The sequence below is a fragment of the Streptomyces sp. MBT53 genome, from assembly GCF_016654115.1.
Lineage (GTDB): Bacteria > Actinomycetota > Actinomycetes > Streptomycetales > Streptomycetaceae > Streptomyces.
In genome coordinates, this window is the sequence record NZ_JAEQAZ010000020.1 from 62,441 (window position 1) to 74,063 (window position 11,623).

Genomic DNA, 11,623 nt, shown 5'->3' on the forward strand with positions numbered 1-11,623 from the left:
GCAGCGAGCTTCCTCGGGGTGTCCTGCACATCACAACAACACACCGATTGGCGTCAAGATTCCTTGGGCCGGGCCGAGTTGACGTTTCCTTTGCAGACGCGGGGCCCCGCCGGAGCAGTTCCGGCGAGGCCCTGGGAAGCGTTCCGGGCTTTTGCGCCCATACGCGAGTGGACTACTTGCCCGTGAACTTCTCGTACTCCTTGATGACCTCGTCGGTCGGCCCGTCCATCCGCAGCTCGCCGCGTTCCAGCCACAGCACCCGGTCGCAGGTGTCGCGGATCGACTTGTTGTTGTGGCTGACCAGGAACACCGTGCCCGCGGACTTGCGCAGTTCACGGATGCGTTCCTCGGAGCGGACCTGGAACTTGCGGTCGCCGGTGGCCAGTGCCTCGTCGATCATCAGGACGTCGTGGTCCTTGGCGGCGGCGATGGAGAAGCGCAGCCTGGCCGCCATTCCGGAGGAATAGGTGCGCATGGGAAGGGTGATGAAGTCGCCCTTCTCGTTGATCCCGGAGAAGTCGACGATCTGCTGGTAGCGCTCCTTGACCTGCTCGCGGGACATGCCCATGGCGAGACCGCCCAGGATGACGTTCCGCTCGCCGGTGAGGTCGTTCATCAGGGCCGCGTTGACGCCCAGCAGCGAGGGCTGGCCGTTCGTGTAGACGCGGCCGCTCTCGGCCGGGAGCAGACCGGCGATGGCGCGCAGCAGGGTCGACTTGCCGGAGCCGTTGGAGCCGATCAGGCCGACGGCCTCGCCCCGGTAGGCGACGAAGGAGACGCCCCTGACGGCGTGCACCTTGCGCACCCCGCGCTCCTCGCCGCGCTTGACTATGCGGCTGAGGGCCGAGGTGGCGCTGCCCTTGCCGGTCTTGGCGCCGTGCACGCGGTAGACGATGTGCAGTTCGTCCGCGATGACGGTGGGGATCAGCGACCCCGGGGTCTGGTCCACCGGGTTCTGCTCGGTGCTGGGCTCAGCCACGGCCGTACCTCTCCTCCGCCTGCCAGAAGTACACGAAACCGCCGGTGAACAGGACCACGGCCCAGAAGGTGGCGATGGCCCAGACGTGCGGCGGGAGGTTCGAGGAGCCGTAGCCGTCGATGAGCGCGAAGCGCATCAGGTCCATGTAGATGGCGGCCGGGTTCACCTGGAGCAGGCGGACGAACACCTCGGAGCGGCCCTCCATCATCTTGCTGATGGAGAACATGACGCCGGACGTGTACATCCAGGTACGCAGGATGAACGGCATCAGCTGGGCGAGGTCCGGGGTCTTGGCGCCCATCCGCGCCACGATCAGCGCGAGCCCGGTGTTGAAGAGGAACTGCAGCAGCAGGACCGGGAGGATCAGCAGCCACGACAGGCTCGGATAGCTGCCGAAGCCGACCACGATGAGGAACAGCACGGTCATCGAGAACAGCAGCTGCTGGAGCTGCTGGAGCGCGAAGGAGATCGGCAGCGAGGCCCGCGGGAAGTGCAGCGCGCGCACCAGGCCCAGGTTGCCGGAGATCGCGCGGACGCCCGCCATGATCGAGCTCTGCGTGAAGGTGAACACGAAGACGCCCGTGACCAGGAACGGGATGTACACGTCTCGCGACATGCCCCGACTGGCCTTCAGGATGACGCCGAAGATGAAGAAGTAGACGGCCGCGTTCAGCAGCGGGGTGGCCACCTGCCAGAGCTGGCCGAGCTTCGCCTGGCTGTACTGGGCCGTCAACTTCGCCTGGGAGAAGGCCAGGATGAAGTGACGTCGCCCCCAGAGCTGGCGGACGTAGTCGACGAGTCCGGGGCGGGCGCCGCTCACGGTCAGCCCGTACTTGGCGGCGAGCTGCGGCGCCGTGAGGCCTTCGTCGGGCGACGGGCGCGGGCTCACCGCGACCCCGCCGTCATGCGTTGTCTCACTCAAGGGTGGAAGCCTTCATGTTCGGATGCGTCTTACGATCGTCTTGCGTTCGTCTTACGGAATTGTGCTACAGGAAGCGACACGTATCCGCCGCCGGACACGGTTCAGGGGCGTCCGCACGCCGAGCGCGCGGTCACGCACCGTCGGGCCTGTCAGATCACGGGGGGCCGGCCCAGTCGGGTCAGCCGCCACACCGTACGCCACTTCATGGGCCTGCGCGGTCCGCACGGAGTGGTCCAGCCCTCCTTGAACCCGCCGAACCAGGCCTGAAGGGCAGGCCGCGAGGGGCGGCGCAGGAGCGTGAGCAGCAGCCACACCCCGAGGTAGACGGGGACGAGGGGGGCGGGGAGGTTGCGGCGGGCCAGCCAGACCCGGTTGCGGGCGACCATGCGGTGGTAGACCGCGTGCCGGGAGGGCGCCGTCGTCGGGTGGTACAGCACCATGTCGGACCGGTAGTCGATCATCCAGCCGGCGTCGAGGGCCCGCCAGGCGAGGTCGGTCTCCTCATGGGCGTAGAAGAACTCGTCCGGGAGGGCGCCGACCTCGGCGAAGACCTTGGTGCGGACGGCGTTGGCGCCGCCGAGGAAGGTGGTGACCCGGGAGGAGCGCATCGGGTCGGAGGCGCGCAGCCGTGGGACGTGGCGGCGCTGGGTGACGCCGGTGTCCGGGTCGGCGATGCGGAAGCTGATGATGCCGAGCCGGGGGTCGGCGGCGAAGGCCTGGCGGCACAGCTCGGCGGTGTCGTGCTGGGCGAGCAGTCCGTCGTCGTCGAGGAACATCACTATGTCGACATCGCGACCTGCGGGGCCGAAGGCGTCCAGGCCGATGTTGCGGCCACCGGGGATGCCGAGGTTCTCGGGCAGCTCCACGGTCCGCACGCCCTCGGGGACGTCCGGGACGGGCGAGCCGTTGCCGACGACGACCGCCTCGACCCGGTCGCCGTCCTGCTTGGCGACCGAGTCGAGCAGGGCACGGAGTTCGTCGGGCCGGTTGCCCATGGTGATGATCACCGCGCCGACCTTCATGCCGCTCACTTCAGCCTGCTCGACGCAAGGATCGACACCAGGTGCAGCAGGGTCTGGAGCAGCGCGATGCCGGCCAGTACGGCGACGCCGAGCCGCGAGTAGAAGAGGTCGCCGCGGACCTGGTCCACGATCGCGAGGACCAGGATCAGCAGGGACGCCTCGATACCGAGGATCAGCCGGTGGAACTTGAAGGCGGCGGCGGCCCGCCGGGCCAGCGCCATCCCGGAGGACCGCATCTCGGCCGCGGACTCCTTCACCGGCTCCTTGCCGGTCTGGTGCCGGGCGACCCCGACCAGGTCGGTCTCGGCCTTGATGAGAATCGCGCCGAGCGCGGCCAGCGTGCCGAGGAAGGCCCACAGCCAGTCGATACGGCCGCTGCCCCACAGGTCGGCGGCGCGCAGCCCGAAGCCGACCAGCACGGCGGCGTCGGTGAGGTAGGCGCCGACCCGGTCGAGGTAGACGCCTGCCAGGGAGTACTGCTTGCGCCAGCGGGCGATCTCGCCGTCGACGCAGTCCAGCAGCAGATACATCTGGACGCACACCACGCCCAGCACGGCGCCCGTGATCCCCGGCACCAGCAGCGCCGGGGCGGCGAGTACGCCGAAGACGGTCATCAGGTACGTGAGCTGGTTGGGCGAAACCCTGGTGTTCACCAGGTAGCGGTCGACCCGCAGGGACACCTCACGCATGTAGAGGCGCCCCATCCAGTGCTCACCGCTGCGCCGGTCCTTCACCCCTGCGGGGTGGACGACGGGACGGAGTTCAGCTACCGATGGCCTTGACATAGTCGGCGTAGTTGTCCTTGATCTGGTCGGTTTTCAGGTCGAGGTGTTCGAGGATGGTGTAGCGGCCGGGGCGGGTCTCCGGAGCGAACTCCACGGCGCGGACGAACTCGTCCACCGTGAAGCCGATCTCCTCCGGCAGCACCGGCAGTCCGTGCCGGCGCAGCACCTCGGCCATGTACGCCGATTCCTCGTGGGCTCCGCGCAGGTACATCGCGAAGGCCGCTCCCAGTCCGCACTGCTCGCCGTGGGCGGCGGCGCGTTTGGGGAAGAGCAGGTCGAAGGCGTGGTTGATCTCGTGGCAGGCGCCGGAGGAGGGGCGGGAGTCGCCCGACACCGACATGGCGACACCGGTGAGGACCAGTGCCTCGGCCAGGACCTGGAGGAAGCCGTCGTCGCCGACGCCACCGGGGTGCCGGAGCACCGCCTCGCCGGCCTGCCGCGCCATCGCCGCGGCGAGGCCGTCGATCTTCTCGCCCTTGACGCGGTTGGCCAGCTCCCAGTCCGCGACCGCGGAGATGTTGGAGACGGCGTCGCCGATGCCGGAGCGCACGAAGCGGACGGGGGCCTCACGGATCACGTTGAGGTCGATGACCACCGCGATCGGGTTCGGCACACCGTACGAGCCGCGCCCCGCGTCGTTGTCGAGGGTCGCGACCGGTGAACACAGGCCGTCGTGGGCGAGGTTGGTGGCGACGGCCACCAGCGGAAGGCCCACCCGTGCCGCCGCGAACTTGGCGCAGTCGATGATCTTTCCGCCGCCGAGACCCACGACCGCGTCGTACCGGCCGCCCTTTATGTCGTTCGCCAGCCGGACCGCGTCGTCGATGGTGCCGCCGTCGACCTCGAACCATGTGGCGCCGGGCAGGCTCGGCGCGATCCGCTCGCGCAGCCGGGCGCCCGAGCCGCCGCTGACGGCGATGGCGAGCTTCCCGGAGTGCGAGATGCGTTCGTCGGCCAGCACGCACGCCAGGTCGTCGAGGGCACCCGGGCGGATGTCCACGACGACGGGCGAGGGAATCAGCCGGGTCAGTACAGGCACGCGATCTCCCGCCCCTTGGCCAGATCGTCGTGGTTGTCGATCTCGACCCACTTGACGTCGCCGATCGGGGCCACGTCGATCCGGAAGCCGCGGTTGACCAGTTCCTGGTAGCCGTGCTCGTAGAACTGCTGCGGGTCGGTTTCCCACACCGTCTTGAGCGCGTCGGCCAGTTCGGGGGTGGCGTCGCCCTCGATGAGGGTCACGCCGATGTACTCACCGGTGGCCTCGGCGGGATCCATCAGCTTGGTGATCTTCGTCATGCCCTTGGCGGGGTCGACGACGACCTTCATCTCCTCGTCCGCGAGGGACTTGACGGTGTCCAGCGCGAGGATGATCCGCTTGCCCTCGCCGCGGGCGGCGAGCAGCGTCTTCTCGACGGAGACCGGGTGGACGGTGTCGCCGTTGGCGAGGATCACGCCGTCCTTGAGGGCGTCACGTCCGCACCACAGGGAGTAGGCGTTGTTCCACTCCTCGGCCTTGTCGTTGTCGATGAGGGTGAGCTTGAGGCCGTACTTCGCCTCAAGGGCGGCCTTGCGCTCGTACACGGCTTCCTTGCGGTAGCCGACGATGATCGCGACCTCGGTCAGACCGATCTCGGCGAAGTTGCCGAGCGTCAGGTCCAGAACCGTCGGTTCGCCCTCTATGCCCGCGGGCCCCACCGGCACCAGCGCCTTGGGAAGGCTGTCGGTGTAGGGGCGCAGACGCCGTCCGGCGCCGGCCGCCAGCACGAGGCCGATCATGCGGGTTCTCCTTCATCGTGTACGGCGGGCGCCCCTGCGGACACCCAGAAGCGGATGCTCTCGACGAGCACCAGCAGGGCCACGGCCACGGCCAGGACCGTGAGCGCGACCGGGAACTGCGACGCGGTGAGCGCGGCGGCGAGAACGGTGACGAGCAGCGTCCGCCCCTCCTGCCCCCCGATGGCGCGCACCAGCCAGGCCGGGGGCGCCCCGGCGTTGCCGCGAATGCGGTACACCGTGTCGTAGTGATGGTAGGCGACGGCGGCCACCAGGCCGAAAGCCGCAGGAAGCGCTCCGTTTACCTCCGCTTTAGCCGCGAGCACCAGGACCGTGCAGTATTCGGCCGCCCGGAAGAGCGGCGGGACGAGCCAGTCGAGGGCGCCCTTGAGGGGGCGGGACAGGGCCTGGCCGGAGGTGAGCGCGTAGACGAGGGCGCCGACCACGGGGGCCCAGGTGACGCCGGAGAAGAGGGAGACGGCGAGGATCGCGGTGCCCGCGAGTGCGATCAGGAGCGGGGCGCCGAGGCGGCCGGGGTTGACGCGGGCCATGAAGGAGGCGAGGGGTCCGTTGTCGGCGAGGTCCGCCAGCGCCTGCGCCGCCCGGTCCGTCCGCCGCGCCTTCCGGGTCAGCGAGCGCAGCACCCGGCCCGCCGCCGTGTACGTCGCCGCGAAGGCGCAGCCGACGAGAAGGACGTAGAAGGTGATGCGGGGGGTCGTCACCGCGGTGAGGACGGCGATCATCGCCCATCGTTCGCCGATGGGCAGGACTATCATCCGGCGCACCCAGACCGTCCAGCCGACGCTGTCGAGCTTGTCGGAGAGGGCGGCGGTGGGGCTGGTGTTGGCGGTGGCGTCGTGGTTGGCCTCGTTGAAGGAGAAGTCCACGACGTGCCGGCAGGTCTGCAGGATCATCGCGCCGAGCGCGAGCGCCCATACGTCGTCGCCGCCCCGGGCCGCTCCCAGCGCGAGGCCCGCGTAGTAGGCGTACTCCTTGGCCCGGTCGAAGGTGGCGTCGAGCCAGGCGCCGAGCGTCGAGTACTTCAGGGCGTAGCGGGCGATCTGGCCGTCGACGCAGTCCAGGACGAAGGACGCGATCAGCAGGACGCCGGCCGCGACGAACCCGGCGCGGGTGCCGGTGGCCGCGCAGCCCGCCGCGATCAGCGCGGTGAGGAGGGAGGCGGTGGTGACCTGGTTCGGGGTGAGGCCGCGGCGGGCGCACCAGCGGGCGATGTAGCGCGAGTACGGGCTGATGAAGTGGGTGGTGAAGAAGCCGTCGCGGGACTTCACGGCCGACTTCAGGCGTACGGCCTCGTCGTCGACGGCGGCGACGGCCTGCCGTGCCTCGCTGCCGGCCTGCGCGTCGGCGGGGACCGTGGCGACGAGGCTGCCCAGCTCGGGGTGGTGCACGTCCGAGCCGTCGGCGTCGAGGGCGGTGACGATCCGGTCGGCGAGGTTGTCGAGGAGGGTCGTGCCGCCGCCGGCCGAGTTCTCGCGGGCCATCGCGCGGGTCAGGGCCTGGCGGCCGGCCGGCTGCGCGGTGACGGCGCCCGGTACCGCGGCGAGCGGGAAGCGGGGGTCGGTGAGGCCGAGGCGCAGCGCGTGCCGGTGGCCGACGAAGCGGGCGTCCACGACGGCGACGCGCCGGTCGCCGGGAACGGCCGCCAGGAGCGTTTCCGCCTCGGTGGCGTCGGCGGCGATCCGGACGTCGAAGCCGAGCGAGCGCAGGTCTTCCTCGATCGACGATCCGGGGACCGGCTGACCGGTGAGGATGGCGGTCGACAACCGAACTCACTCCCTGGTGCCGACGCGTGGGCGCCGGTCATGTGCATGGTGGTGGCGCCCTTCGGGTGGCACCCGGGCGGCATGTCGGCAGAGGCTATCGGATGCTCTCAAGCCCGTGTTCACCGGCCGTTCATAGGCTGATCAACAGGATCTGCAGGCGCCTCCGCCGAGATCATCATCAGGGATTCGGCCCCCGGCCGACAAACCGCACCTGCCAGAGCGGGCATCGCCGGACATTCCGCGGACTCCACGACGGCGGTCCACCGCGGCGGGTGTCCGGCGGACCCGCCTTCCACCCCCGCCCACACCCGCTCCGCGCCACCCCGACCTGCGATCCGTTTGCGCAGGTCAGGGCACATGACAACGGTGTTCAGTGCCGCGTTGCCCCATACCCCCCACCCGTAGTTCACTGTGGTTCCGGGCAGTCATCAGGAGGGCGGCTTTCATGGGGGCAGGGCACGACCACGGGCATTCCCACGCGCACGGCACTCCCGTCACCGGTACGGCCGCGGCGGCGTACCGGGGCAGGCTGCGGGTCGCGCTGGGGATCACGCTCACCGTGATGGTGGTCGAGGTGGTCGGCGGGCTGCTCGCGGACTCCCTCGCGCTCATCGCGGACGCGGCCCACATGGCGACGGACGCGCTCGGGCTCGGCATGGCGCTGCTCGCCATCCACTTCGCCAACCGCCCGGCGGCCGGCAACCGCACCTTCGGCTACGCCCGCGCGGAGATCCTCGCCGCGCTCGCCAACTGCCTGCTGCTCCTCGGCGTCGGCGGCTACGTCCTGTACGAGGCGGTCCAGCGGTTCGTCGCGCCCGCCGACACCGAGGGCGGACTGACCGTCGTGTTCGGTCTGATCGGCCTGGTCGCGAACATGATCTCCCTCACGCTGCTGGTGCGCGGCCAGAAGGAGAGCCTGAACGTGCGCGGCGCGTTCCTGGAGGTGGCCGCCGACGCACTGGGCTCCCTCGCGGTGATCGTCTCGGCCCTGGTGATCCTGACCACGGGATGGCAGGCGGCCGACCCGATCGCCTCGCTCGCCATCGGCCTGATGATCGTGCCGCGCACACTGAAGCTGCTGCGCGAGACCCTGGACGTGCTGCTGGAGTCGGCGCCCAGGGACGTCGACATGCGGGAGGTGCGCGCCCACATCCTGGCCCTGGACGGCGTCGAGGACATCCACGATCTGCACGCCTGGACGATCACCTCGGGGATGCCGGTGCTCTCCGCGCACGTGGTCGTCGACTCGAACACACTGAACGCCATCGGCAACGAGAAGACGCTCCACGAACTCCAGGACTGCCTCGGCGACCACTTCGACGTGGAGCACTGCACCTTCCAGCTGGAGCCGGGCGGCCACGCGGAGCACGAGGCCAAGCTCTGCCATTGACGACTGACGGACAACTAGTTGACGACTGATTGACGACTGACCGAAGCCGACAGAATCTGAGGGAAATCGACCAGGTCGGACGGAACGCAACCGTCCGGTGCACTCCCCTGTCCACACCCATGTCCACACTCCCGTGACCCCACCCCCGGACGGTTCCCCCGTCGCCGCGCCGGGCACGATGAACTGCCGGGAGTGCCGGATTCGTACGGCAGACTTGGCTTTGAAGACCGATGTGAAGGATGGGTATGCCGATCACACCTGCCACCGCGACGCACAGCACGTCGAACGGCACCGCCGAAGCGATCCTGCTCGAACTGGTCGACGAGAACGGCGTGACGATCGGCACCGCGGAGAAGCTCTCCGCCCACCAGCCACCGGGCCGGCTGCACCGCGCCTTCTCCGTCTTCCTCTTCGACGAACAGGGCCGCCTCCTGCTCCAGCAGCGGGCGCTCGGCAAGTACCACTCCCCCGGCGTCTGGTCCAACACCTGCTGCGGTCACCCCTACCCCGGCGAGGCGCCCTTCGCGGCTGCGGCCCGACGCACGTACGAGGAGCTCGGGGTATCGCCCTCGCTGCTCGCCGAGGCGGGCACGGTGCGCTACAACCACCCCGACCCGGCCTCGGGCCTGGTGGAGCAGGAGTACAACCACCTCTTCGTCGGCATGGTCCAGTCCCCGCTGCGGCCGGACCCGGAGGAGGTGGGCACGACCGCGTTCGTGACTCCCGCCGAGCTGGCGGAGCGGCACGCGAAGGACACCTTCTCGTCCTGGTTCATGACCGTGCTGGACGCGGCCCGCCCGGCGGTCCGCGAGCTGACGGGCCCGTCCGCGGGCTGGTGACCGCCCGGCCCTACGGCACCCGCGCGACGGTGAGCGGCAGCGCGGCCCAGATCACCTTGCCGCCGCTCGCCGTGTGCTCGACGTCGCACACACCGCCCGCCTCCCGGGTCACCTCGCGCACCAGGAGCAGTCCCCGGCCGCCGGTCTCGTCGTGGCCGGCCACGAGGGCGGTCGGGCGGTAGGGGTGGTTGTCCTCGACGGACACCCGCACCCACTCGGCGCCCACGGCGACCTCCACCGCGAGTATCGGCGACAGCAGCGCCGCGTGCTTGACCCCGTTGGTGACCAGCTCGGAGACGATCAGCAACAGCCCCTGCAGCAGGTCGTCCGTCAGGGGCACGCCCTGACGGAGGAGCAGGTCCCGCACGGCGTGCCGCGCCTGCGGGACGGAGGCGTCGACGGCGGAGGCGGTGAACCGCCAGACTCCCTCGTACGGCAGCGGACCCGGCGCGGCGGGGGCCGGAGGATCGTCCCCGACGCCGCCTTCTGGGCGGGGGCCTGACCCACGCCCATCGTTCTCCATCGTCCGGTCGCCACCCTTGCGCTCGATTGTCACCACCCGACGAGTGTTGGCAACGACCCGCTCCACCCCCTACGACTGAACAGAAGTCAGCAGTTTTCGGGTGTATTACGACCGTTTCCGCCCGACACGGTCGCGTGTCGGACCGCTCGTGTGCCGATCATGCCGACTTCGCGAACTCTTACGGTTGTACGTAGCATCCAGCGCATGGAGCCCCGCCTGCTGCACGAGGTCACCGACTCGGTCGCCACCGTCGTCATCCACCACCCCGGCAAGCGCAACGCGATGACGGCCGCGATGTGGCGCGCGCTGCCGCCGCTGCTCGACACCCTCGCGGCCGATCCGGCCGTACGGGCTCTGGTGCTGACCGGCGAGGGCGACACGTTCTGCGCCGGGGCCGACATCTCCACGCTGCGGAAGTCGCCGGGTGAGGCGCAGGGGCTCGCGGTCCTCGCGGAGGAGGCGCTGGCGGCGTTCCCGAAGCCGACGCTGGCCGCGATCCGGGGTCATTGCGTGGGCGGCGGCGCGCAGTTGGCGGCTGCCTGCGATCTGCGGTTCGCGGAGCAGGGGGCACTGTTCGGGGTGACTCCGGCGAAACTCGGGATCGTGTATCCGGCGTCCTCCACCCGGCGGTTGGTGTCACTGGTGGGTCCGGGAACCGCCAAGTACCTCCTCTTCTCGGCCGAGTTGATCGACGCCGAGCGGGCGCTGCGCACCGGGTTCCTCGACGAACTGCTGCCCGAGGGTGAACTCGCCAAGCGGGTCGCCGAGTTCACCCGGGTACTGGCCGCCCGCTCGCGGCTGACACAGGCCGCGGCGAAGGAGTTCGCCAACGGGCGTACGGACAGGGACAGTCACTGGACCGAGCAGGCGCGCGGCAGCGACGACACCGCGGAGGGCGTCGCCGCGTTCCTGGAACGCCGTGAGCCGCGCTTCACCTGGACTACCTGAGAATGAACCGGCTCTTGGCCCGGAACTCCTCGACGAGATGCGCGGGCGCCTTCTGCGGGGACCCCGCGTCGTAGGGCGGTTGCGGATCGTACTCGGTCAACAGCTGTACGGCCTGGGCGTGTTCGTCACCGGCGATCCGGCCGAGCAGGGTCAGGCCCATGTCGATGCCGGAGGAGACACCGGCCGCGGTGACGTACTTCCCGTCGGTCACCACCCGCTCCCCCGTGGACTCGACACCGAACCGCTCCAACTGCTCCAGCGCCAGCCAGTGCGAGGTCGCGCGGCGGCCGTCGAGAAGCCCCGCGGCGGCCAGCAACAGCGACCCGGTGCACACCGAGGTCGTCCAGGTACTGGTGGCGTCGGCCGTGCGGAGCCAGTCCAGGAGCGTCTCGTTCTCCATCTGCGAGGTCTGCCCGGGACCGCCCGGCACGACCACGATGTCGGGACTCGACACCTCGGCCAACGTCCGGTCGGCGACGAGCGCCAGGTTTCCGCTCTCGTTGCGGACGGGGCCCCTCTCCTCGGCGACGAACACGGTCTCCGCGTCGGGGAGTCGGCCTAGGGTCTCGTAGGGACCGACGGCATCCAGGGCGGTGAAGCGATCGAAGAGGACGATGGCGATCTGCATGGGGGGCCTTTCGGGGTGGGGTGGGGT

At 70.0% G+C, this 11,623-nt stretch carries 12 protein-coding genes; 3 read left to right on the forward strand and 9 right to left on the reverse strand.

Features of this window, described 5'->3' with window-relative positions; translation table 11 throughout:
* Positions 1-172: 172 nt before the first annotated feature.
* The 7 genes from JHN45_RS10575 to JHN45_RS10605 form a co-directional block, all read right to left on the reverse strand.
* Complete coding sequence (locus JHN45_RS10575; protein WP_200710410.1) at positions 173-979, reverse strand: ABC transporter ATP-binding protein; 807 nt, start codon at positions 977-979, stop codon at positions 173-175.
* Positions 972-1,901 (reverse strand): ABC transporter permease, encoded by a 930-nt coding sequence (locus tag JHN45_RS10580; RefSeq protein WP_200710409.1) that lies wholly within the window; start codon positions 1,899-1,901, stop codon positions 972-974. Before JHN45_RS10580 ends, JHN45_RS10575 begins: the two co-directional genes overlap by 8 nt.
* A gap of 149 nt (positions 1,902-2,050) precedes the next feature.
* Positions 2,051-2,923, reverse strand: a complete 873-nt coding sequence (locus tag JHN45_RS10585) for a glycosyltransferase family 2 protein (protein ID WP_200710437.1) — start codon at positions 2,921-2,923, stop codon at positions 2,051-2,053.
* 5 nt (positions 2,924-2,928) lie between these two features.
* The gene (locus tag JHN45_RS10590) at positions 2,929-3,708 is read right to left on the reverse strand and encodes a CDP-alcohol phosphatidyltransferase family protein (protein WP_200710408.1); all 780 of its coding nucleotides are present in this window, start codon (positions 3,706-3,708) and stop codon (positions 2,929-2,931) included.
* On the reverse strand, positions 3,686-4,747 hold the full coding sequence (locus tag JHN45_RS10595; RefSeq protein ID WP_200710407.1) for an iron-containing alcohol dehydrogenase family protein: 1,062 nt from the start codon (positions 4,745-4,747) through the stop codon (positions 3,686-3,688). The genes JHN45_RS10590 and JHN45_RS10595 overlap by 23 nt, the downstream gene beginning before the upstream one ends.
* On the reverse strand, positions 4,735-5,487 hold the full coding sequence (locus tag JHN45_RS10600; RefSeq protein WP_019069707.1) for a sugar phosphate nucleotidyltransferase: 753 nt from the start codon (positions 5,485-5,487) through the stop codon (positions 4,735-4,737). Before JHN45_RS10600 ends, JHN45_RS10595 begins: the two co-directional genes overlap by 13 nt.
* Positions 5,484-7,268 (reverse strand): DUF5941 domain-containing protein, encoded by a 1,785-nt coding sequence (locus tag JHN45_RS10605; protein ID WP_200710406.1) that lies wholly within the window; start codon positions 7,266-7,268, stop codon positions 5,484-5,486. The genes JHN45_RS10600 and JHN45_RS10605 overlap by 4 nt, the downstream gene beginning before the upstream one ends.
* A 445-nt stretch (positions 7,269-7,713) precedes the next feature.
* Between JHN45_RS10605 and JHN45_RS10610 the strand changes: the two genes are divergently transcribed.
* Positions 7,714-8,658 carry a cation diffusion facilitator family transporter gene (locus JHN45_RS10610; protein WP_200710405.1) on the forward strand — a complete coding sequence of 315 codons (945 nt, stop codon included), beginning with the start codon at positions 7,714-7,716 and terminating at the stop codon, positions 8,656-8,658.
* A 245-nt stretch (positions 8,659-8,903) separates the two neighbouring features.
* Positions 8,904-9,497, forward strand: a complete 594-nt coding sequence (idi, locus tag JHN45_RS10615; protein ID WP_200710404.1) for an isopentenyl-diphosphate Delta-isomerase — start codon at positions 8,904-8,906, stop codon at positions 9,495-9,497.
* A 10-nt stretch (positions 9,498-9,507) separates the two neighbouring features.
* On the opposite strand, the gene JHN45_RS10620 is transcribed toward idi, so the two are convergent.
* Entirely contained in the window at positions 9,508-10,020 is a 513-nt protein-coding gene (locus JHN45_RS10620) for an ATP-binding protein (RefSeq protein ID WP_200710436.1), read from the reverse strand.
* Between the two features lie 204 nt (positions 10,021-10,224).
* Between JHN45_RS10620 and JHN45_RS10625 the strand changes: the two genes are divergently transcribed.
* Positions 10,225-10,968 (forward strand): enoyl-CoA hydratase/isomerase family protein, encoded by a 744-nt coding sequence (locus tag JHN45_RS10625; protein WP_200710403.1) that lies wholly within the window; start codon positions 10,225-10,227, stop codon positions 10,966-10,968.
* Here the strand turns inward: JHN45_RS10625 and JHN45_RS10630 are convergent.
* Complete coding sequence (locus JHN45_RS10630) at positions 10,961-11,596, reverse strand: DJ-1/PfpI family protein (protein ID WP_200710402.1); 636 nt, start codon at positions 11,594-11,596, stop codon at positions 10,961-10,963. The two genes, JHN45_RS10625 and JHN45_RS10630, sit on opposite strands and share 8 nt — an antisense overlap.
* Between the last annotated feature and the right edge of the window lie 27 nt (positions 11,597-11,623).

Bases quoted from the DNA above. Each gene is read 5' to 3' on its own strand.
- JHN45_RS10585 (WP_200710437.1), bottom strand. From the start codon at position 2,923: ATGAAGGTCGGCGCGGTGATCATCACCATGGGCAACCGGCCCGACGAA.
- JHN45_RS10590 (WP_200710408.1), bottom strand. From the start codon at position 3,708: ATGTCAAGGCCATCGGTAGCTGAACTCCGTCCCGTCGTCCACCCCGCA.
- JHN45_RS10600 (WP_019069707.1), bottom strand. From the start codon at position 5,487: ATGATCGGCCTCGTGCTGGCGGCCGGCGCCGGACGGCGTCTGCGCCCC.
- JHN45_RS10610 (WP_200710405.1), top strand. From the start codon at position 7,714: ATGGGGGCAGGGCACGACCACGGGCATTCCCACGCGCACGGCACTCCC.
- idi (WP_200710404.1), top strand. From the start codon at position 8,904: ATGCCGATCACACCTGCCACCGCGACGCACAGCACGTCGAACGGCACC.
- JHN45_RS10620 (WP_200710436.1), bottom strand. From the start codon at position 10,020: ATGGAGAACGATGGGCGTGGGTCAGGCCCCCGCCCAGAAGGCGGCGTC.
- JHN45_RS10625 (WP_200710403.1), top strand. From the start codon at position 10,225: ATGGAGCCCCGCCTGCTGCACGAGGTCACCGACTCGGTCGCCACCGTC.
- JHN45_RS10630 (WP_200710402.1), bottom strand. From the start codon at position 11,596: ATGCAGATCGCCATCGTCCTCTTCGATCGCTTCACCGCCCTGGATGCC.